Origin of the sequence: Pseudomonas sp. RGM 3321 (genome assembly GCF_022836805.1) — a bacterium.
Classification (GTDB): Bacteria; Pseudomonadota; Gammaproteobacteria; order Pseudomonadales; family Pseudomonadaceae; genus Aquipseudomonas.
In genome coordinates, this window is record NZ_JALHBH010000033.1 from 1 (window position 1) to 442 (window position 442).

The window sequence follows — 442 nt, forward strand, 5'->3', positions numbered from 1 at the left end:
GTCTGGATGAGTACATCCGCTACTACAACAATGACCGCATCAAGCTGAAGCTAAACGGCTTGAGCCCCGTAAAATACAGGGCTCAGGCGGCGCGCTAAAACTGTCCAACTTTCGGGGGGCAGTCCACCCTGTGGGAATGAGAAGGCGCAGGAGCGCACCGGGCGACGCTTGGCTTGTTCGCGACGACGGTGTTTCAGACGAGGCATTTTCGGCGATCATGCCGGCCTCTTCGCGAACAAGTTCGCTCCTACGAGGGCAATGTGTACTCCCTGTGGGAATGAGAGGGCGTAGGAGCGCACCGGGCGGCGCTTGGCTTTGAGCTGGTCTAATGACCCCGGACACCTTAATGGGTGAAACTATATCCATTGAGGAGTCACCATGACCAAGAAATACAGAAAATTCGATGCAGCCTTCAAGCTTGATGTCTGCAAGCTCATCGTTG

Annotated in this window: 1 protein-coding gene; it reads left to right on the forward strand. The window is 55.2% G+C overall.

The features are described from left to right. Positions 1-98 (forward strand): IS3 family transposase (locus RGM3321_RS00115; RefSeq protein ID WP_244390993.1); only part of this gene is annotated, 98 nt, incomplete at its 5' end. Positions 99-442 lie beyond the last annotated feature (344 nt).